Annotated in this window: 18 protein-coding genes; 2 read left to right on the top strand and 16 right to left on the bottom strand. The window is 71.6% G+C overall.

Annotated elements, in window-relative coordinates; translation table 11 throughout:
* Positions 1-46 precede the first annotated feature (46 nt).
* From prcA to dop, 4 genes are read right to left on the bottom strand one after another with little or no spacing between them, the layout of a single operon-like run.
* A complete protein-coding gene (prcA, locus tag D6B71_RS02235) occupies positions 47-886 on the bottom strand; it encodes a proteasome subunit alpha (RefSeq protein WP_121251534.1) in 840 nt (279 codons plus the stop codon).
* Positions 887-897: 11 nt separating this feature from the next.
* Positions 898-1,728 carry a proteasome subunit beta gene (gene prcB, locus D6B71_RS02230; protein ID WP_121251532.1) on the bottom strand — a complete coding sequence of 277 codons (831 nt, stop codon included), beginning with the start codon at positions 1,726-1,728 and terminating at the stop codon, positions 898-900.
* Positions 1,729-1,731: 3 nt separating this feature from the next.
* Positions 1,732-1,929 carry a ubiquitin-like protein Pup gene (locus tag D6B71_RS02225; protein ID WP_121251530.1) on the bottom strand — a complete coding sequence of 66 codons (198 nt, stop codon included), beginning with the start codon at positions 1,927-1,929 and terminating at the stop codon, positions 1,732-1,734.
* A gap of 20 nt (positions 1,930-1,949) precedes the next feature.
* The gene (gene dop / locus D6B71_RS02220; protein ID WP_121251528.1) at positions 1,950-3,458 is read right to left on the bottom strand and encodes a depupylase/deamidase Dop; all 1,509 of its coding nucleotides are present in this window, start codon (positions 3,456-3,458) and stop codon (positions 1,950-1,952) included.
* 60 nt (positions 3,459-3,518) lie between these two features.
* Between dop and D6B71_RS02215 the strand changes: the two genes are divergently transcribed.
* Entirely contained in the window at positions 3,519-4,151 is a 633-nt protein-coding gene (locus tag D6B71_RS02215) for a class I SAM-dependent methyltransferase (protein ID WP_121251526.1), read from the top strand.
* A 75-nt stretch (positions 4,152-4,226) separates the two neighbouring features.
* On the opposite strand, the gene arc is transcribed toward D6B71_RS02215, so the two are convergent.
* From arc to D6B71_RS02200, 3 genes are all read right to left on the bottom strand, one after another.
* The gene (arc, locus tag D6B71_RS02210; protein WP_121251525.1) at positions 4,227-5,981 is read right to left on the bottom strand and encodes a proteasome ATPase; all 1,755 of its coding nucleotides are present in this window, start codon (positions 5,979-5,981) and stop codon (positions 4,227-4,229) included.
* 127 nt (positions 5,982-6,108) lie between these two features.
* On the bottom strand, positions 6,109-7,092 hold the full coding sequence (locus D6B71_RS02205; protein ID WP_121251523.1) for a tRNA (adenine-N1)-methyltransferase: 984 nt from the start codon (positions 7,090-7,092) through the stop codon (positions 6,109-6,111).
* A 67-nt stretch (positions 7,093-7,159) separates the two neighbouring features.
* Entirely contained in the window at positions 7,160-8,323 is a 1,164-nt protein-coding gene (locus D6B71_RS02200; protein ID WP_240640979.1) for a site-2 protease family protein, read from the bottom strand.
* Between the two features lie 101 nt (positions 8,324-8,424).
* Between D6B71_RS02200 and D6B71_RS02195 the strand changes: the two genes are divergently transcribed.
* Positions 8,425-9,315: a RecB family exonuclease gene (locus tag D6B71_RS02195; protein WP_121251521.1), complete on the top strand. Its 891-nt coding sequence runs from the start codon at positions 8,425-8,427 to the stop codon at positions 9,313-9,315.
* Here D6B71_RS02195 and D6B71_RS02190 read toward each other — a convergent pair.
* The 9 genes from D6B71_RS02190 to D6B71_RS02150 form a co-directional block, all read right to left on the bottom strand.
* Entirely contained in the window at positions 9,312-10,406 is a 1,095-nt protein-coding gene (locus D6B71_RS02190; protein WP_121251519.1) for an oligopeptide/dipeptide ABC transporter ATP-binding protein, read from the bottom strand. The two genes, D6B71_RS02195 and D6B71_RS02190, sit on opposite strands and share 4 nt — an antisense overlap.
* Entirely contained in the window at positions 10,403-11,458 is a 1,056-nt protein-coding gene (locus D6B71_RS02185; RefSeq protein WP_206051504.1) for an ABC transporter ATP-binding protein, read from the bottom strand. Before D6B71_RS02185 ends, D6B71_RS02190 begins: the two co-directional genes overlap by 4 nt.
* 5 nt (positions 11,459-11,463) lie before the next feature.
* The gene (locus D6B71_RS02180; RefSeq protein WP_121251515.1) at positions 11,464-12,402 is read right to left on the bottom strand and encodes an ABC transporter permease; all 939 of its coding nucleotides are present in this window, start codon (positions 12,400-12,402) and stop codon (positions 11,464-11,466) included.
* Positions 12,399-13,403 carry an ABC transporter permease gene (locus D6B71_RS02175; RefSeq protein ID WP_121251513.1) on the bottom strand — a complete coding sequence of 335 codons (1,005 nt, stop codon included), beginning with the start codon at positions 13,401-13,403 and terminating at the stop codon, positions 12,399-12,401. The genes D6B71_RS02180 and D6B71_RS02175 overlap by 4 nt, the downstream gene beginning before the upstream one ends.
* Positions 13,404-13,510: 107 nt before the next feature.
* Positions 13,511-15,163, bottom strand: coding sequence for an ABC transporter substrate-binding protein (locus tag D6B71_RS02170; RefSeq protein ID WP_121251511.1), 1,653 nt, complete (start codon positions 15,161-15,163; stop codon positions 13,511-13,513).
* 168 nt (positions 15,164-15,331) lie between these two features.
* Positions 15,332-15,973, bottom strand: coding sequence for a response regulator (locus D6B71_RS02165; RefSeq protein WP_121251509.1), 642 nt, complete (start codon positions 15,971-15,973; stop codon positions 15,332-15,334).
* Positions 15,970-17,274, bottom strand: a complete 1,305-nt coding sequence (locus D6B71_RS02160; protein WP_164519499.1) for a sensor histidine kinase — start codon at positions 17,272-17,274, stop codon at positions 15,970-15,972. Before D6B71_RS02160 ends, D6B71_RS02165 begins: the two co-directional genes overlap by 4 nt.
* A 74-nt stretch (positions 17,275-17,348) precedes the next feature.
* Positions 17,349-17,753, bottom strand: a complete 405-nt coding sequence (locus D6B71_RS22560; protein ID WP_164519498.1) for a hypothetical protein — start codon at positions 17,751-17,753, stop codon at positions 17,349-17,351.
* A 127-nt stretch (positions 17,754-17,880) separates the two neighbouring features.
* A complete protein-coding gene (locus D6B71_RS02150; protein ID WP_240640970.1) occupies positions 17,881-18,564 on the bottom strand; it encodes an HAD family hydrolase in 684 nt (227 codons plus the stop codon).
* Position 18,565 lies beyond the last annotated feature (1 nt).

Here is an 18,565-nt window from a genome sequence, read left to right as displayed (position 1 = left end):
TCACCCGTGTGGACGATGTCGATTGAGCGGGCGCGAGTCGACCCGATCAGGTCAGCGGGTCACCGGGGTCGCTGGGCGGGTCGGTCGGCGGCGGTGCCACCGGTGGCTCCGCGGTCGTGGGAGCCGGCTGATCGTCGCCGTCGGGGCGATGCCCGGCCACGGTGGACTGGGGGGACGCCGCCGGCGTTCCGCGGCCGCCGAGCAGCGGCTCGAGCCGCGCCGGCACCAACCGGTTGAACTTGCGCGGCTGGGTGCGGGTGCGGTCGAGCACCGCCACCTCGAGATCGCGGACCGAGATCACCCGGTCCTCCCCCTCGCTGTGGCCGAGCGCGGCCACGGCCATCCGCAGCGCCTCCTCCAGGGCCATGCCCTCGGTGAACCGGCTCTCCAGGTAGGACGCGACGGCCTCCGCGGCGCCGCCCATCACGGCGTAGCCGTGCTCGTCGGCGACCTGGCCGTCGTAGGTCAGCCGGTAGATCTGGTCCGCGGCCGGGCTGTCGCCGATCTCGGCGACGAAGAGCTCGACCTCGTAGGGCTTCTCGCCGCCGCTGGAGAAGATCGTGCCGAGCGTCTGGGCGTAGGCGTTCGCCAGGCCGCGGCCGGTCACGTCGCGGCGGTCGTAGCTGTAGCCGCGCATGTCGGCCAGCCGGACCCCGGCGATCCGCAGGTTCTCGAACTCGTTGTAGCGGCCCACGGCCGCGAACGCGATGCGGTCGTAGATCTCGGAGACCTTGTGCAGCGCCTGGGACGGGTTCTCGGAGACGAACAGGATCCCGTCGGCGTACTGCACCGCCACGACGGACCGCCCCCGGGCGATGCCCTTGCGGGCGTAGTCGGCCCGGTCCTTCATCAGCTGCTCGGGTGAGACGTAGAACGGCATGCTCATGGCTCGCCCTCTCAGATCAGGCCGGCGGCGGGGCCGTCGGGACGGGTCATCCGGCCGGCGATCACGCGGTCGGCGATGTCGGCCACCTCGTCGTCGGGGAGGCGGCGCCCGCCCTCGGCGGTGATCACCTGCACGACCGGGAAGATCCGGCGGGTCAGGTCGGGGCCGCCGGTGGCGGAGTCGTCGTCCGCGGCGTCGTAGAGCGCCTGCACGACGGCGGTGACGCACTGAGCGGGTTCGAGATCCTCGCGGTAGAGCTTCTTCAGCGAGCCGCGGGCGAACAGCGAGCCGGAGCCGACCGAGTGGAACGCGGTCTCCTCGTAGCGGCCACCGGTGACGTCGTAGCTGAAGATCCGGCCCCGACCGGACACCAGGTCGAAGCCGGCGAACAGCGGGACGACCGCGAGGCCCTGCATCGCCATGCCGAGGTTGCTCCGGATCAGGGCGGCGAGGCGATTGGCCTTGCCGTCCAGCGAGAGCGTCGTGCCCTCGATCTTCTCGTAGTGCTCGAGCTCCACCTGGAACAGGCGCACCATCTCGACCGCGAGCCCGGCGGAGCCGGCGATGCCGACCGCGGAGAACTCGTCGGCCGGGAACACCTTCTCGATGTCGCGCTGGGCGATGATGTTGCCCATCGTCGCGCGCCGGTCGCCGGCCATCACCACTCCGCCGGGGAAGGTGGCGGCCACGATCGTGGTGCCGTGGGGCGCGAGGTCACCGGCCTGGCCCGGCGGCACCGGGCGGCGGCCCGGCAGCAGGTCGGGGGCCTGGCTGGCCAGGAAGTCGGTGAACGACGAGGAGCCCGGCTGCAGGTACGCAGCGGGCAGACGGGGGTCGGGCACCGGCTACTCCCCGCCCTTCTGGATGAACGACTTCACGAAGTCCTCGGCGTTGGTCTCGAGCACGTCGTCGATCTCGTCGAGGATCGCGTCGACGTCATCGTCCAGGGCCTCCTTGCGCTCCGCGACATCGGTCTCGGGCGCGACCTCGGTCGTCTCCTCGGACTCCGACGACTTGCGCGGTTGCTTCTGCTCCTGTGCCATGTCTGGACCCTATCCGAGGGTCACGAGGTCAACGCGGCGAACAGCTCCTCAGCGGTCTCGCAGCGCTCCAGGAGATCACCCACGTGCGCCTCGGTGCCGCGCAGCGGGTCGACGGTCGGCACCCGCTGGAGCGACTCCCGCCCGGGCAGGTCGAAGATCACCGAGTCCCACGACGCGGCCGCGACGTGAGCGGCGTACTTCTCCAGGCAGCGGCCCCGGAAGAACGCGCGGGTGTCGTGCGGGGGGTCGTGCATCGCGGCGTCCACGGCGTCCTGGGCGAGCAGCCGCTCCATCCGGCCCAGTTTCACCAGGCGGTGGTAGAGGCCCTTCTCCGGCCGGATGTCGGAGTACTGGACGTCGATCAGCTGGAGCTTGGCATCCGACCAGTCCAGGCCGTCGCGGGAGCGGTACTGCTCGAGCAGCTGCAGCTTCGCCACCCAGTCGAGCTCGCGGGCGCACAGCATCGGGTCGCGTTCGAGACGGTCCAGCACCGACTCCCAGCGGGCGAGCACGTCGAGCGTCTGCGGGTCGGCGTCGGCGCCGAAGCGGTCCTCGACGAACTTGCGGGCCAGGTCGAGGTACTCGCGTTGCAGCTGGATTGCGGTGAGCCGGCGACCGTCGGCCAACGTGACGGTCTGCCGCAGCGACGGGTCGTGCGAGACCGCACGCAACGACGCCACCGGCGTGTCGAGCCGGAAGTCGTCGTCGATGAACCGCTCCTCGATCATCGCCAAGACCAGCGCGGTGGTGCCGACCTTGAGGTAGGTGGACACCTCGGACAGGTTCGCGTCGCCGATGATCACGTGCAGCCGGCGGTACTTCTCGGGGTCGGCGTGCGGCTCGTCGCGGGTGTTGATGATCGGCCGCTTCAGGGTCGTCTCCAGACCGACCTCGACCTCGAAGTAGTCCGCGCGCTGGCTGATCTGGAAGCCGTCCTCGCGTCCGTCCTGCCCGATGCCGACCCGGCCGGCGCCGGTGACCACCTGGCGGGTCACGAAGAACGGGGTCAGGTGCCGCACGATGTCGCCGAACGGCGTGGCCCGGCGCATCAGGTAGTTCTCGTGCGCCCCGTAGGAGGCGCCCTTGTTGTCGGTGTTGTTCTTGTAGAGCACGATCTGCGGGTTGCCCGGCAGCTGGGAGGCGCGGCGCGCGGCGTCGAGCATCACCTGCTCGCCTGCCTTGTCCCAGCGCACCAGATCCAGCGGCGTGGTCACCTCGGGCGTGGAGAACTCCGGGTGCGCGTGGTCGACGTAGAGCCGCGCGCCGTTGGTGAGGATGACGTTGGCCAGCCCGAGGTCCTCGTCGGTCAGCTGGGTCGGGTCGGCCACCTGGCGAGACATGTCGAAGCCGCGGGCGTCGCGCAGCGGCGACTCCTCCTCGAAGTCCCACCGGGCCCTCCGGGCGATGACCGTGGCCGACGCGTAGGCGTTGACGACCTGCGAGGAGGCGACCATCGGGTTCGCCGTGGGCTGCCCCAGCACCGAGATGCCGTACTCGACCTCGGCCCCCATGATCCGGCGCGCGCTCATGCCACGAGCCTACGGGTCCGGCCCCGGCGAGGGTTCGGCCACCCGCAGTAGTCTTCGCGCATGGCCGTGCGCGGGTGGTGGGACGAGCAGGTGCTGCCGCACCTGACCGACCTCACCCTGGCCTCGGCGCCGGTCCGCCGCCTGCGCGCCCAGGTGACCCGGGGGCTGCACGGCGAGGTGATCGAGGTCGGGTTCGGCAGCGGAGCCAACCTGTCCCATCTGCCGCCCGAGGTCTCCTCGGTCCACGCGGTGGAGCCGTCCGCCACCGCGTGGCGCCGCTCCGCAGAGCGGCGCGAGTCCGCCCCGGTCCCCGTCGCCCGGCTGGGACTCGACGGCCAGCGGCTCCCCGCGGCAGACGCGTCCTACGACTCCGCCCTCTCCACCTTCACGCTGTGCACCATCCCCGACCCGGTCGCGGCCCTGCGCGAGCTGCGGCGGGTGCTGCGCCCAGGCGCGGCCCTGCACTTCCTCGAGCACGGACGGGCGCCCGACGCCGGGGTACTGCGCTGGCAGCGCCGACTGGAGCCGCTGCAACGCCGAGTCGCCGGCGGCTGCCACCTCAGCCGGGACGTGCCGGCCCTGCTCGAGGACGCCGGCTTCGAGATGGAAGGCATCGAGTCCGGCTACGCGCTGGGTGGAGGGCCGATGCGGCCCTGGGGCTACCTCTACCGCGGGACGGCCCGCAGCCGGTAGGCGAGCGCGACGGGCCGGGGCGCGACCGGCCGGCGCCGTCGCACCCCGGGCTCGCCGGGAGCGCTCCGAGAACTCCTAGAGGTATTGGCCGGTGTTCGACACGGTGTCGATCGACCGCCCGGGCTCGGTGCCCTGCTTGCCGGTGATCAGCGTGCGGATGAACACGATCCGCTCGCCCTTCTTGCCGGAGATGCGGGCCCAGTCGTCGGGGTTGGTGGTGTTGGGGAGGTCCTCGTTCTCCTTGAACTCGTCGACGCAGGCCTGCAGCAGGTGCGCGACGCGGAGCCCCTTCTGCTCGTGGTCGAGGAAGTCCTTGATCGCCATCTTCTTGGCTCGGTCCACGATGTTCTGGATCATCGCGCCGGAGTTGAAGTCCTTGAAGTAGAGGACCTCCTTGTCGCCGTTGGCGTAGGTGACCTCGAGGAAGCGGTTCTCCTCGGTCTCGTTGTACATCCGCTCGACGGTGGCGCGGATCATCCCCGCGACGCAGGCCTCGCGGTCGCCGCCGAACTCGGCGAGGTCGTCGCCGTGCAGCGGCAGCGTGGGGAGGAGGTACTTGCTGAAGATGTCTCGCGCGGCCTCGGCGTCGGGCCGCTCGATCTTGATCTTCACGTCGAGCCGGCCCGGTCGCAGGATCGCGGGGTCAATCATGTCCTCGCGGTTGGAGGCACCGATGACCAGCACGTTCTCGAGCAACTCGACGCCGTCGATCTCGCTGAGCAACTGCGGGACGATGGTGTTCTCGACGTCGGAGGAGACGCCCGAGCCGCGGGTGCGGAACAGGGAGTCCATCTCGTCGAAGAACACGATGACCGGCGTGCCGCCGCTCGCCTTCTCACGGGCCCGCTGGAAGACCAGGCGGATGTGCCGCTCGGTCTCGCCGACGTACTTGTTGAGCAGCTCGGGGCCCTTGATGTTGAGGAAGTAGGACTTGCCCTCCTGCCCGGTCTTCGCCGCGACCTTCTTGGCCAGCGAGTTCGCCACGGCCTTCGCGATCAGCGTCTTGCCGCAGCCGGGGGGCCCGTAGAGCAGCACGCCCTTCGGCGGCTTGAGCTGGTGCTCGTCGAAGAGCTCGGGGTAGAGGTAGGGCAGCTCGACGGCGTCGCGGATCTGCTCGATCTGGTTGCCGAGCCCGCCGATCGACTCGTAGGCGATGTCGGGGACCTCTTCGAGGACGAGCTCCTCGACCTCCGACTTCGGGACCTTCTCGTATACGTAGCCGGAGCGCGACTCGAGCAGCAGCGAGTCGCCGGCCCGCAGCGTCTCGCCGAGCAGCGGCTCGGCGAGCCGCACCACCCGCTCCTCGTCGGCGTTGGCGATGACCAGCGCCCGCTCGCGGTCGGCCATCAGCTCCTTGAACATGACCACCTCGCCGAGCTCCTCGAACTCGAGCGCCGCGACCACGTTGAGGGCCTCGTTGAGCATGACCTCCTGGCCGCGCCGCAGCGAGTCGAGGTCGACCGACGGGCTGACGGTGACCCGGAGCTTGCGGCCGCCGGTGAACACGTCGACGGTGTCGTCGTCGTTGCGGGTGAGGAAGGTGCCGAAGCCCGCCGGCGGCTGGGCGAGCCGGTCGACCTCCTCCTTCAGCTTCATGATCTGGTCGCGGGCCTCGCGCAGCGTCTGGGCCAGGCGCTCGTTCTGCGACGTGACCGCGGCCAGGGACCGTTGGGCGTCGGCGAGGCGCAGCTCGAGCCCGCGCGAGTGGGACGGTCCGTCACTGAGCCGCCGGCGCAGGTCGGCGACCTCTGCCTCGAGGAACCTCACCTGGTCCGCGAGCTCTTCGGCCTGGCGCCCCTGGGAACCGGGGGCGTTCTCCGCTGTCGACATCCGCGTCACCTCCTGTTCTGGTGACACTACCCGCGCCGTCGGCCAAGGGAAGGGGAGGAAACGCTCTCTTGGTCACGATTGGGTCGCGGCCCGGTGGCGGAGCCGGTACGCCGAACCGCGGGGGCGGCTACTCGCCGGCCTCGGCCGGCGCGTCGAGCGGCGCGTCGGCGGGGCGCGGCCCGGTGTAGTCGGCGCCGTAGGCACCCGGCGCCGGGCGCCGCCGCTTCAGCGGCGGCCGCTGTCCGGGGGCCATCCGTCGGGCCGTGACCAGGAAGGCCGTGTGCCCGATCATCTTGTGTCCCGGCCGCACCGCGAGGCCCTCCACGTGCCAGTCGCGCACCAGCGACTCCCAGGCAGCCGGCTCGGTGAAGCCACCGTGCACCCGCACCGTCTCCACGAACCGCGACAACTGGGTGGTCGTCGCGACGTAGGCGCACACGATGCCGCCCGGCAGCAGCGCCTCGGCAGCAGCGTCGAGGCACTCCCAGGGAGCCAGCATGTCGAGGATGATCCGGTCGCACCGCTCCCCCGACGCCGGCAGGGCCTCGGCGAGATCGCCGAGGGTGAGCTGCCAGGCGGGGTGGTCGCCGCCGAAGAACTGCGTGACGTTGCGCCGGGCGACCTCGGCGAACTCCTCGCGCCGCTCGAAGGACAGCACCCGGCCGTGCGGACCGACCGCCCGCAGCAGCGAGCAGGTGAGCGCGCCGGAGCCGACGCCGGCCTCGACGACGGTCGCGCCCGGGAAGACGTCGGCCAGCGCCACGATCTGCGCGGCGTCCTTGGGGTAGACCACCGCCGCGCCGCGCGGCATCGAGACCACGAACTCCGAGAGCAGCGGCCGGAAGACGAGGTACTCCCCGCCCGCGGACGAGGTGACGGTGAACCCCTCCTCGCGTCCGATCAGCTCGTCGTGGTCGAGGTGCCCGCGGTTGGAGAAGAAGCGCTTGCCCGCCTCGAGGCAGATGTTGTGCCGGCGGCCCTTCGCGTCGATCAGCCGCACCCACTCGCCGGCGCGCAGCGGGCCACGGTGCACCCCGGACCAGGCGTCGGGTGCGACGTCCGGCACCGCCTCGGCGGCGGTCGGAGTCGACGGGTCCAGGTCGTCGGCCATGGGAGGAACCCTAGAAGACACCGTCGGACGGCCGCGGCTCGGGCCCGGCCGCCTCGCGGTCGAAGGGTCAGGCCTGGTCGCGGAAGGCCTGGTCCACGTCGGCGGTGGACAGCACCCCGAACACCGATCCGTCGGGTTCGAGGAGGAGGTACTCCGCGGCGGGGTGGCGACTGATCGCCACCACGAGGTCCTCGCCGGCGAGGTCCGCCGGCAGGCTGAGCCCCGGCTCGAGCGTGCGGGCGACGCTGGAGGTGGCCATCCACGGCCGGCGCTCCTCCGGGGTGGCCAGCAGCGCGGCCTCGTTGACCAGCCCCGTCGGCCGGCCGTCGGCGGAGACGGTGAGGATGCTGCCCGCGGCGGCGTCCTGGGCGCGGCGTACCGCCTCGGCGAGCGGCAGCTCCTCGGGCACCTCCAGGGTCCGCCGGGCCAGGGTGCGGGCGGCCAGCCTCGGCAGCCGCCGTCGGAACCGCGCCGCGGCCATCGCCGCGGTCGCCCCGGTCCACAAGAACACCGCCACCACGAAGACGAGCACGAAGTCGAGCAGGTCGGGCTCGGTGTCGGTCAGCTCGGCCATCACGATCGGCCAGGCGAGCACGAGACCGGCGGCGACGCGACCGACCCACCCCGCGACGATGGTGCCGCGGTGCGGGTCGCCGGTGACCCCCCAGACCAGCGCCTTGAGCACGCGGCCCCCGTCGAGCGGCAGGCCCGGCACCAGGTTGAGCACGCCCACCAGCAGGTTCGCCCCCATCAGGATGGCCAGGGCCAGGTCGATCAGGCCGTCCGGCACCAGCAGCCACAGGCCCAGGCTCACGATGCCGACGGCGATCGAGGTGAGCGGGCCGACGACGGCGATCCAGAACTCCTGGCGCGGACGGCGGGCCTCGCCCTCGATCGAGGTCATCCCGCCCAGGAAGTGCAGCGTGATCGAGGTGACCGGGTAGCCGTAGCGGCGCGCCATCAGGGCGTGCGACGCCTCGTGCAGCAGCACCGAGAGATACAGGACGACGGCGAACGCGAGACCGGCGAGGTACTTCCAGCCGCCGAGTCCGGGCTGCACGTTCTCGACCACCGGAGCCAGCAGCACCGCGATCAGGCCGGCCACCAGGAACCACGACGACGAGACCAGGACGTCGCTGCCGGCGATCGTGCCCACCTTGATCGTGCCCGGTGGGCGCGGGCGGGGGCCTGGACGGGGCCCGGGGGCGCCGGCTGGGTCGTGGTCGGACACGACCGTGAGGCTATCCGAGGGATGGCCGCTGCCGGCTGCCGAGCAGTGCCGGGAGGCCGGGCGGGCTCGCGTTGTCGGTGCCCTGACCTAGGGTTCGGGTCATGACGGCGCAGCAGGCAGACCCGACCCCGGGCGCCGAGCCGACCACGGTCACCGCGGTGGACGGCGTGGAGGTGCCGGCCTCGCTCTCCCCCAGCCGCGCCGCCGACTTCCTGCGCTGCCCGCTGCTCTACCGCTTCCGCACGATCGACCGTCTCCCGGAGCCCCCCTCGCCGGACGCCGCCCGCGGCACGTTGGTGCACAAGGTGCTCGAGCAGCTCTTCGACGTGCCCGCTGACGAGCGCACGCCCCCGCGCGCCGAGCAGTTGCTGGCACCGGCGTGGGACGAGCTGGTCGCAGCCGAGCCCGAGCTGGCCGAGATGTTCGGTGGCGAGGGCCCCGAGGTGGGCGCCTGGATGGCGTCGTGCCGCGACGTGCTCGAGCGCTACTTCTCACTGGAGGACCCGCGCCGGCTGGAGCCTGCCGAGCGCGAGCTCTACGTCGAGACCGTCCTCGGCTCCCGGCTCCTGCTGCGCGGCATCGTCGACCGTCTCGACGTCGCCCCCGACGGCGCGCTGCGGGTCGTCGACTACAAGACCGGGCGCTCGCCCGGGGTCGGGTTCGAGGCCGCTGCCCTTTTCCAGATGCGCTTCTACGCGTTGGTCCTGTGGCGCACCCGCGGGGTGGTGCCGGCGATGCTCCAACTGGTCTATCTCGGCAACGGCGAGATCCTGCGCTACCAGCCCGACGAGGCCGACCTGTTGGCCACCGAGCGCAAGGTCGAGGCGATCTGGCGGGCGATCGAGGAGGCCACCCGCAGCGGCGACTGGCAGCCGCGGCCGAGCGCGCTGTGCGCCTGGTGCGCCCACCAGGCGATCTGCCCGGCGTACGGCGGCACACCACCGCCGCTGCCTGAGCCGGCGGCCAGCGACGACGCAGCTCAGGACTCCTAGGAGGCCACCACCTCGTCGGGGGTGACCTCGTGCGCCCGGATCGTGCCGGCCTCGATCTGCTCGGTCCAGTGGCAGGCCACCTGGTGGCCGGTCTCGACCACCCGCAGCTCCGGCCGTTCGGTGTCGCAACGAGTGGGCTGGCGGAACGGGCAGCGGGTGTGGAACCGGCAGCCACTCGGCGGGTCGGCCGGCGACGGCAGGTCGCCCTGGAGCAGGATCCGCTCCCGGGTGGCCTCCACGACCGGGTCCGGCACCGGGATCGCCGAGAGCAGCGCCTTCGTGTAGGGGTGGCGCGGCTGGGCGTAGACCTGGTCGGAGCCGGCCCGCTCCACGATGCCGCCGAGATACATCACCGCCACCTCCTCGGCCATGTGCCGCACCACCGCCAGGTCGTGGGCGATGACGACATAGGTCAGCCCGAGCTGCTGCTGCAGCTCCTCGAGCAGGTTGATCACCTGGGCCTGGATCGAGACGTCCAGCGCCGAGACCGGCTCGTCGGCGACGATCAGCCGCGGGCGCAGCGCGATCGCCCGGGCGATCCCGATCCGCTGCCGCTGGCCACCGGAGAACTCGTGCGGGTACTTGTGGGCCGCCGACGACGGCAGGCCCACCCGGTCCAGCAGCTCGCGGACCGTGCCGCCCTTGTCGTAGGCGAGGCCGTGCGCCCGGAGCGGCTCGGTGAGCAGCGACTCGACGTTCTGCCTCGGGTTGAGGCTGGCCATCGGGTCCTGGAAGACCATCTGGAGATCCTGTCGCGCCCGCCGGAGACGCTCGCCGGACAGCGTGGCCAGGTCGGTGCCGTCGAAGAGCACCTGGCCCTCGGTGACCGGGGCCAGCCGCAGGATCGCCCGGCCCAGGCTGGACTTGCCGCACCCGGACTCCCCCACCACGCCGAGCGTGGTGCCGGCCGCGACGTCGAGGTCGACGCCGTCGACGGCCTTCACGTGGCCGACGGTGCGGTTGAGCACCAGCCCGCCGGTGATCGGGAAGTGCACCTTCAGCCCGCGCACCGACAGCAGCGGCTCGGGGACGGCATCCGGCTCCGGGGCGCCGGCGGCGGCAGGGCCGGTCGAGGCGGTCGGGGTGCTCACGGCTGGACCTCCATCTGGGGAGCAGGGCCGGGTCCGACCGGGTTGAAGCACCGCAGCAGCCGCCCTCCGGGGGCGGTGTCGGGCTCGAGGGCCGGCGGTTGCTCGGTGCACCGGTCGACCCGGTTGGCGCACCGCGGCGCGAAGGCGCACCCCTGCGGCCAGGGCAGGGTCTGCGTCGGGGAGCCCGGGATCGGCCGCAGCGGTTGCCCGCGGGGGGCGTCGAGCCGCGGGATGCTGTCCAGCAGGCCCCGGGTGTAGGGGTGCCGGGGAGCGGAGAACAGGTCGTGCCGGTCGGCCGCCTCGACGATCCGGCCGGCGTACATCACGTTCACCTGGTCGCACAGCCCCGCGACCACGCCGAGGTCGTGGGTGATCATCAGCAGCGCGGCGCCGGTGTCGGCGACCAGCTCCTTGACCACCTCGAGCACCTGGGCCTGCACGGTGACGTCGAGCGCCGTCGTCGGCTCGTCGGCGATCAGCAGCCGTGGGCCGCAGGCGAGCGCCGTCGCGATCAGCACCCGCTGCCGCATGCCGCCGGAGAGCTCGTGGGGGTAGGAGCGCAGCCGGCTGCCCGGTGCGGGGATGCCGACCTTGCGCAACAGCTCCTCGGCCCGGTCGTAGGCCTCGCGCTTGTCGGCGTCGGTGTGGCGGCGGATCACCTCGGTGAGCTGGACCCCGATGGTGACGACGGGGTTGAGCGAGGTCATCGGGTCCTGGAAGACCATCGCGATCTCGCGGCCGCGCAGGTGCGCGAGCTGTTCGCGGCCCAGGTCGGTCAGGTCGCGCCCGCCGTAGCGGACCGCCCCGCTGACCTGCACGCCGCGCCGGGGCAGCAGCCCGATGATCGCCAGCGAGGTGACCGACTTGCCGCTGCCGGACTCGCCGACGAGGCCGACGTGCTCGCCGGGTCGGATGTCGAACGAGACCTGGTCGACCGCCCGCACCGGGCGGCGGCCGCGGCCGGTGAAGGTGACGCTGAGGTCGCGCACCGACAGCAGCGGCTCGGTGGGCGACCCGGGCAGGGGCGCGCGGTCGTGGACGGGGACGGTCACGTCCCTCACCTCCGGGTGCGTGGGTCGAGGGCTTCGCGCAGGGCCTCGCCGATGAGCGTGAACCCGAGCGCGGTGACCGCGATGGCGGTGCCGGGGAGCAGGGCCAGCCGGGGGGCCGCGTCGAAGCGGTCCTGGGCGGCCACCAGCATCCGTCCCCACTCGGCGACCGCCGGGTCGGCGGTGCCGAGCCCGAGGAACGACAGCGCGGCCACCTCGATGATCGCGGTGGCGAGGTTCAAGGTGGCCTGCACGATGGTGGGTCCGACGGAGTTGGGCAGGATGTGGCTGACCACGATGCGGCGCTTGCGGATGCCCAGGGCGCCCGCGGCGACGACGTACTCCGCACGGCCCTGGCCGAGCATGGACCCGCGCAGCAGGCGCGCGAAGATCGGCACCTGGGCGGCGCCGATGGCGATGATCACCGCGTAGGCGTTCTGGCCGAGGATGGCCGCGATGCTGACCGCCAGCAGCAGGCTGGGCACCGAGAGCATGATGTCGACCAGCCGCATCACCGCGGTGTCGATCCAGCGGCCGACCCGCCCGCCGAGCGCACCGAAGCCACCCGCGAGCGCGCCGAGGGCTGCGCCGACGGTGAGCCCGACGGCGGTCGAGAGCACGCCGTAGATCAACGACTGCCGGGCGCCGAAGACCATCTGGGTCCACATGTCCGAGCCGAACCGGTCCAGACCCAGCAGGTGGTCGTCGCTGGGGCCGGGCACCGAGCTGGTGCTCACCTCGCCGGCCCACTGGGTCGAGCCCGGTTCGTACGGCGTGAGCAGTGGCGCGATCGCGGCCACCACCACGAACGCCAGGACGATGGCGGCGCCCAGCAGCGCGACCGGGCTGCGCAGCAGCCGGTGCGCGGCGCCACGCCACAGGCTCACGCCGGGGGCGCCGTCGGCCTCGACGACCAGCGCCAGAGGAGTGTTGGAAGGGGTGCTCACGGCGTCCTCACCCTCGGGTCGATGAGCCCGTAGCTCAAGTCGACCAGCAGGTTGATCAGCGAGTAGATGACGGCGATGAACAGGATGTAGCCCTGCAGCACCGGGTAGTCGCGTTGGCTGATGGCGGTGAAGAGGTACTGGCCGACCCCGTTGATGCCGAAGACCGTCTCGGTCAGCACCGCCCCGGAGAACAGCAGCCCCGCCTGGAGGCCGATCGTCGTGGCCACCGGCAGCATCGCGTTGCGGAGCACGTGACGTCGGGAGATGGTGCGGGCGGCCAGGCCCTTCGCCTCCGCGGTGCGCACGTAGTCCTCGTGCAGCACCTCGGCGACCGAGGCCCGGGTGATCCGCACGATGATGGCCAGCGGGATGGTGCCCAGCGCGAGGGCCGGCAGCACCAGGTGCACCGCGGCGTCCCAGGCCGCGTCGTACTCCCCGGTCAGCACCCCGTCGAGGATGTAGAAGTTCGTGATGTGGGTGGCGTCGATCCGGGCGTCCTGGCGGCCCACAGTCGGCAGCCAGTGGAGGGTGTCGGCGAAGACCAGCTTGAGCAGGATCGCCAGGAAGAACACCGGCGTCACCACGCCCAGCAGCGACCCGGAGACCGCCAGGGTGTCCAGCCAGCGGCCCTGGTGCCGGGCGGCCAGGTAGCCCAGCGGCACGCCGAGGAGGACCGCGAACAGCAGGGCGGACAGGCCCAGCTCGACGGTGGCCGGGAACCGGTCGGCGAAGCTCGACACGACGGGTTGGCCGGTCTTGATGGAGTTGCCGAAGTCGCCTTGGAGCAGCGCCCCGAGGTAGGTCACGTACTGCTCCCACAGGGGCCGGTCGAATCCGTAGGCCTCGGTCACCCGGGCCAGGCCCTCGGGGGTCGCCCGTTCGCCGAGGAGGGCCCGGGCCGGGTCGCCCGGGAGCGCCCTGACCCACATGAACAGCAGCAGGCTCAGCCCGAGGAGCACAGGCACCATCAGTCCGACCCGGCGGAGCGCGAAGCGCAACATCAGCCAGTGATCCTTCTCTGAGGGTCTTCGAGCCGGTCGTCAGCGCGACGACAGGCGGGGACACACGGCCGGGCCGGGGCTGTCTCGCCCCGGCCCGGCACGCGTCCTCAGTCGATCGAGACCGTGTTCCAGACCTCGTTCTGCACCGGGCTCGCCTCATAGCCCGACACGTCGGGGCTCAGACCCAGCGACGGCACCGGGCTGGCGATCGGCACCCCCGGGAGGAAGTCCATCACCATCTTGTTGATCTCTTCGTACGCCGGGGTCTGCTCCTCCACGGTCGGCAGGCCGCGCGCCTCCCGCAGGGCGTCGAAGAGCTCCGGGTTGTCGAAGCCCCACTCGGAGGACTCCCCGCCGAAGAAGACGCCGAGGAAGTTGTCGGTGTCGTTGTAGTCACCGGTCCAGCCGAGCAGGTGGATGCCGTGGTCGGACGTGCCCTGGATCTTCTCCAGGTAGTCGGGGTCCCAGACGTCGGCGGTCGGCTTGATCTTCAACCCGACCTCGGCCAGTTGGCTGCGGATGACGTTGAACGTGTCCTCCGGCTGCGGCATGTAGGGGCGGCTGACGCCGGTCGGGTAGTTGAACTCGATGGTCGCCCCCTCGGCACCCGCCTGCTCGAGCAGGTCGCGGGCGCGGTCGGGGTCGTAGTCGTAGGTCGCGACGTCCTCGGTGTAGCCGTTGACGGTCGGCGGGATGAACTCCAGCGCCGGCTGCGTCCCCTCCGGCATGGAGGCGCTGATGACCGCCTCCTTGTCGATGGCGTGGGCGATGGCCTGACGCACCTTGAGGTCGTCCAGCGGCGCCTGCTTCTGGTTCATGCCGAGGTAGAGGATGTTGAAGGGCTCGCGGTTCTGGATCTGGAACCCCTCGCTCTCGAGCGGACCGACGTCGGCAGGGCCGACCAGGTCGAACGCGTCGATCTCGCCGTTGCGCAGCGCGTCGGCGCGGGCCTTGGAGTCGTCGATCGGCACGATCACCGCGGTGTCGATGATCGCCTTCTCGCCCCAGTAGTCGTCGTAGCGCTTGAGGGTCAGCCGGTCGCCGCGCTCCCACGAGTCGAACACGAACGGGCCGGTGCCGACCGGGTGCGCGGTCGAGTAGTCGGTCGTGCGCGGGTTGTTGGCGCCGTCGTCCTGCCACTTCTCCAGCGCGGTCGGGCTCTGCATGCTGAACGCCGGCATCGACATCGCGGAGATGAACCCGGCGAAGGGGGCCTTGAGCTTGATCGTCGCGGTCAGCTCGTCGTCGGCGGTGCAGGAGTCGAACACCGCGGCGTCCTTGCGGTCGCCGGTGGCGAACCCGCGGAACAGGGTGCCGTAGTAGTAGGTGTACTCGTCGTTCTGCGCCGACTCCGGCATGTTGTACCAGCGGTCGAAGTTGTAGCAGACCGCCTCCGCGTCGAACGGGGTGTCGTCTTGGAAGGTGACGCCCTCGCGGAGGTTGAAGGTGTAGGAGAGGCCGTCGTCGGCGACCTCCCAGGTCTCGGCGAGGCCGGGGGCCGGGTCGGCGCTGTCCTCCTCGGTGGACACCAGGCCCTCGAAGATCTGGCGGGCAACCCGGAAGCTCTCGCCGTCGGAGGCGAAGAACGGGTCGAGCGAGACCGGCTCGGCGGAGCCTGCGAACACGAACGTGCCGCCACCCCCCGACCCGTCGGACTCGTCGTCGGAGTCGTCTCGCTGGCTCTCCGCGCAGGAGCTGAGGGCGAGGGCGGTCGCGGCCAGGAGTGCAGCCGAGCTTCTGAATCGTCGCGATCTCTTCATCGCTGGGGTCACCTCGTGTGATCAAGGCCCCGGGGTTTCCGAGACAAGTGTCCGGAACCTACTCCGAGCCGCGCCCCGCCCGCCACCTTCGACACGCGACCCACGCACGACCCGGCGCACCGTTGTCGTGGTGTGACGCGATCGTGACCGAGAAGAGACCTCGGCCGGTCAGAGTCCGTGGCGCTCTGCCCAGAGGGCCGCCTGGGTGCGGTCGGCCACCCCGATCCTGGCGAAGGCCGAGGTCAGGTGCGCCTTGACCGTCCGCTCGCTGATGTCGAGGCGACGGGCGATCTGCTTGTTGGCGAGTCCGGAGCGCACCAGCGCCAGCACCTCGGACTCGCGGGCGGTGAGCTGGACGTCGCGTCCGCCGGAACGGGCGCCGAGCAGGCTGCGTGCCGCTCGCGGGTGGATCGGCGACTCCCCACGGCTCACGGCCCGGATGCCGGAGAGCACGTCGTCGGGGTCGGCGTCCTTCAGCAGGTAGCCGACCGCTCCGGCGTCGAGCGCGCCGACGATGCGCTCGGTGTCGGAGAACGAGGTCAGCACGAGCACATCCGAGCCGAGCCGCTGCTCGACGATCATCCGGGTGGCGCTCACCCCGTCGACCCCGGGCATCTGCAGGTCCATCAGCACCACGTGCGGGGCGGTCTCGCGGACGACCTCCACCGCCCGGGCCCCGTTGTCGGCCTCCCCGACGACCTCGATGTCGGGAGTGCCCGCGAGCAACTGTCTCAGCCCGGCACGGATCACCGCGTGGTCGTCGACGATGACGACCCGGATCGTCTCGGGAGCCCGCTCGGCCTCGGTCACTGCAGGTCCACCTCCACACGTACCGCGGTCCCGTCGCCGGGCGCGGACTCGACCTCAAGGCGGCCACCCACGTCGGCGACCAGGGTCCGCATCCCCCGCAGACCGTAGCGCTCGGCCGGTGGCGGCTCCGCCGGGTCGAAGCCGACTCCGTCGTCGACGACCTCCAGGCACAGCGTGCCGTCGTTCACCCGCACGGTGACCGCCAGCGTCGACGCCTGGGCGTGCCGCAGCGCGTTGCGCACCGCCTCCTGGGCGACCCGCCACACCAGGGCGACGGCGGCGTCGTCCGCGGCCTCGACTCCGGCGACGCTCACCGAGGCCTGGACCCCCTCTCGCTCGGCGGGGGCGATCAGGTCGGCGAGCGCCGACCCGAGGCCGTTGGCGTGCAGGTCGGGCGGGTGGATCTCGGCCAGCAGCGACCGCAGCGCGCTCAGCGAGCCGCGCAGCGACTCGCTCGCCGAGTCGAGCATGGTCCGCGCGTCGGGCGAGGTCTGCGGTGACCGGGCCAGCGCGGTGACGGAGTACGCCGTGCCGGCGAGGTCCTGCACCACGCCGTCGTGCAGGTCGCGCGCGATCCGCCGTCGCTCAGCGTCGGAGGCGTCGATCGCCGAGCGCAGCAGTCGCTCGCGCTCCTCACCCGCCTTGGTGAGCCGGCGGGTGAGGATGTGCAGCAGTGGCGTGACGAGGAGCAGCAGCAGGAAGGGTCCGCCGAGGACGATCCACCTGAAGGATGCGTAGATCTCCTCGCGCCGCTGCTCGATCTCGGAGAGGGAGTAGTCCGCCTCGAACAAGATCAGCTCCCCGCTGGGGATGCGGGTCCGGGTGTAGATCCGCACCCACTCCTCGTCGCTGGGCACGTCGCTGTTCAGGGCCAGGGCCGGGTCGACGTACTCGAACGCAGTCCTTGACTCGGGGTCGCGTCCGCGCAGCACCTCCTCCTGCACGTCGGTGAAGCCGAACTGCTGCCCGTAGACGTCGAGGTCGTAGGGGAAGGAGTAGATGACCGTGCCGTCGTCGCGCCAGAGCAGAAGGCGGGTCACCTCGGGTTCCTTAAGCCGCAGGCGCGGTGTCACCAGCCGCAGGAACTGGTCGGCGGCGCCGACGTCGAGTTGCAGCAGCGAAGCCGGGATGTCCGGGCGGGCGACCGAACGGGCCAGCACCTCGTTCGTAGCCTGGGCCTCGGCCAAAGCCTCTTGCTCGGCCGCGTGCTCCGCTAGCCGGTTGGCCGTGATCACGAGTGCGATGAGCGTGACGACGCCGATGAGCAGAAACTGCACGACGGGGTTGCGGAGCGCGCGCACGCGTGAGTCGCCTTTCCCTCGGGGTGGAAAGGATAGGCGATCGGGAGCCGGCGGCCGGGGATCGGCCCGCGGCCTCAGTAGACAGCCGAGGCCCGGCAGACCTCGCCGGTGCTCAGATTCTCGGCTCGGAAGGTCGCCGAGTCCGTGCCGGGCACGTTGAACATCGAGCGCACGATCTTGAAGGACTTGTCGGCATCCTTGGCCTTGACCACGCCGTCGTCGGACAGGTCGCCCTCGTGCTTGAGCTTCCACGCCCACATGTCCGAGTCGTCACTCCATACCGTGGCGATGGCCGTGAGACGGCCGTTGCTCTCCTCGGTGAGGCGGAGGCGCACCACGCTGGACTCCTTGCACTCCTTGGTGGTGGTGTCGTCCTTCGCAGCCCCGCCATCACTCGCCTGCGCCGTGGGCGCGATCGCGAGGGCCGCTGCACTCAGCGCCAGGCTGAGCACGATGGCGGGGCCGCGTCGGACGGACATGTGGACCTGCTTCCTGTGTTCTCAGGAGGCATGTCCCCCGAGTTGTCTCAATCTTGAGGGTCGCGACGTGCAGCCCGCCATTGTCCGGTGGTACTAGGACCTCGGCCGGCTCGGAGTAGTCACTCGACTAGTCACCCCGGGTGGTGCCGACGACCGGGCGGCCGGACTCCGCCCAGACCGCAGAGACATCGACCCCGGCGAGCGTCTCGACGAACGCCCGTCCGGGCGCCGCCGGCACCGGCACGTGGTGCGGGACGACCAGGACGTGGCAGCCGGCGCTCTCGGCCGACCTGGTGCCGGTGTCGGAGTCCTCGATGGCCAGGCACTGGTCGGCGTCGACGCCCAGCAGCCGGGCCGCGGTCAGGTAGGGCTCCGGGTGCGGCTTGCCGTTGGCGACGGCATCGCCGGTGACCACCACGTCGAACACTCCGTCGGGCAGCGCGGCGAGCACCGGGTCGACGAACCGCTGGTAGGACATCGTCACCAGCGCGCACGGCACACCGGCCGCACCCAGGCCGGTCAGCAGCTCCACAGCCCCCGGGCGCCACGGCACCTCCTGCTCCACGCGGGCGACCACGCCGTCGAGCAGCAGCTCCACGATCACCTCGGGCGCCAGGTCGATGCCCATGTGCTCGCGGATGTAGCGCCCCGACGACAGCAGGTCGTTGCCGACCAGGTTCATCGCGTGCTCGTGGCTCCAGACCCCTCCGAACCGCTCGGCGAGCTCGTACTCGGTGGCGATCCAGTAGGGCTCGGTGTCGACCAGGGTGCCGTCCATGTCCCACAGGACGGCGGCCGGCCCGGAGGTCACG

This window comes from Nocardioides ferulae, from assembly GCF_003660455.1.
In the GTDB taxonomy this organism is placed as follows: Bacteria; Actinomycetota; Actinomycetes; order Propionibacteriales; family Nocardioidaceae; genus Nocardioides; species Nocardioides ferulae.
Note: the sequence above shows the minus strand (reverse complement) of the source record. Positions and strands in the feature narration are given on the sequence as shown.

Bases quoted from the DNA above. Each gene is read 5' to 3' on its own strand.
- prcA (WP_121251534.1), bottom strand. From the start codon at position 886: ATGAGCATGCCGTTCTACGTCTCACCCGAGCAGCTGATGAAGGACCGG.
- D6B71_RS02225 (WP_121251530.1), bottom strand. From the start codon at position 1,929: ATGGCACAGGAGCAGAAGCAACCGCGCAAGTCGTCGGAGTCCGAGGAG.
- dop (WP_121251528.1), bottom strand. From the start codon at position 3,458: ATGAGCGCGCGCCGGATCATGGGGGCCGAGGTCGAGTACGGCATCTCG.
- D6B71_RS02215 (WP_121251526.1), top strand. From the start codon at position 3,519: ATGGCCGTGCGCGGGTGGTGGGACGAGCAGGTGCTGCCGCACCTGACC.
- arc (WP_121251525.1), bottom strand. From the start codon at position 5,981: ATGTCGACAGCGGAGAACGCCCCCGGTTCCCAGGGGCGCCAGGCCGAA.
- D6B71_RS02205 (WP_121251523.1), bottom strand. From the start codon at position 7,092: ATGGCCGACGACCTGGACCCGTCGACTCCGACCGCCGCCGAGGCGGTG.
- D6B71_RS02195 (WP_121251521.1), top strand. From the start codon at position 8,425: ATGACGGCGCAGCAGGCAGACCCGACCCCGGGCGCCGAGCCGACCACG.
- D6B71_RS02175 (WP_121251513.1), bottom strand. From the start codon at position 13,403: ATGTTGCGCTTCGCGCTCCGCCGGGTCGGACTGATGGTGCCTGTGCTC.
- D6B71_RS02170 (WP_121251511.1), bottom strand. From the start codon at position 15,163: ATGAAGAGATCGCGACGATTCAGAAGCTCGGCTGCACTCCTGGCCGCG.
- D6B71_RS22560 (WP_164519498.1), bottom strand. From the start codon at position 17,753: ATGTCCGTCCGACGCGGCCCCGCCATCGTGCTCAGCCTGGCGCTGAGT.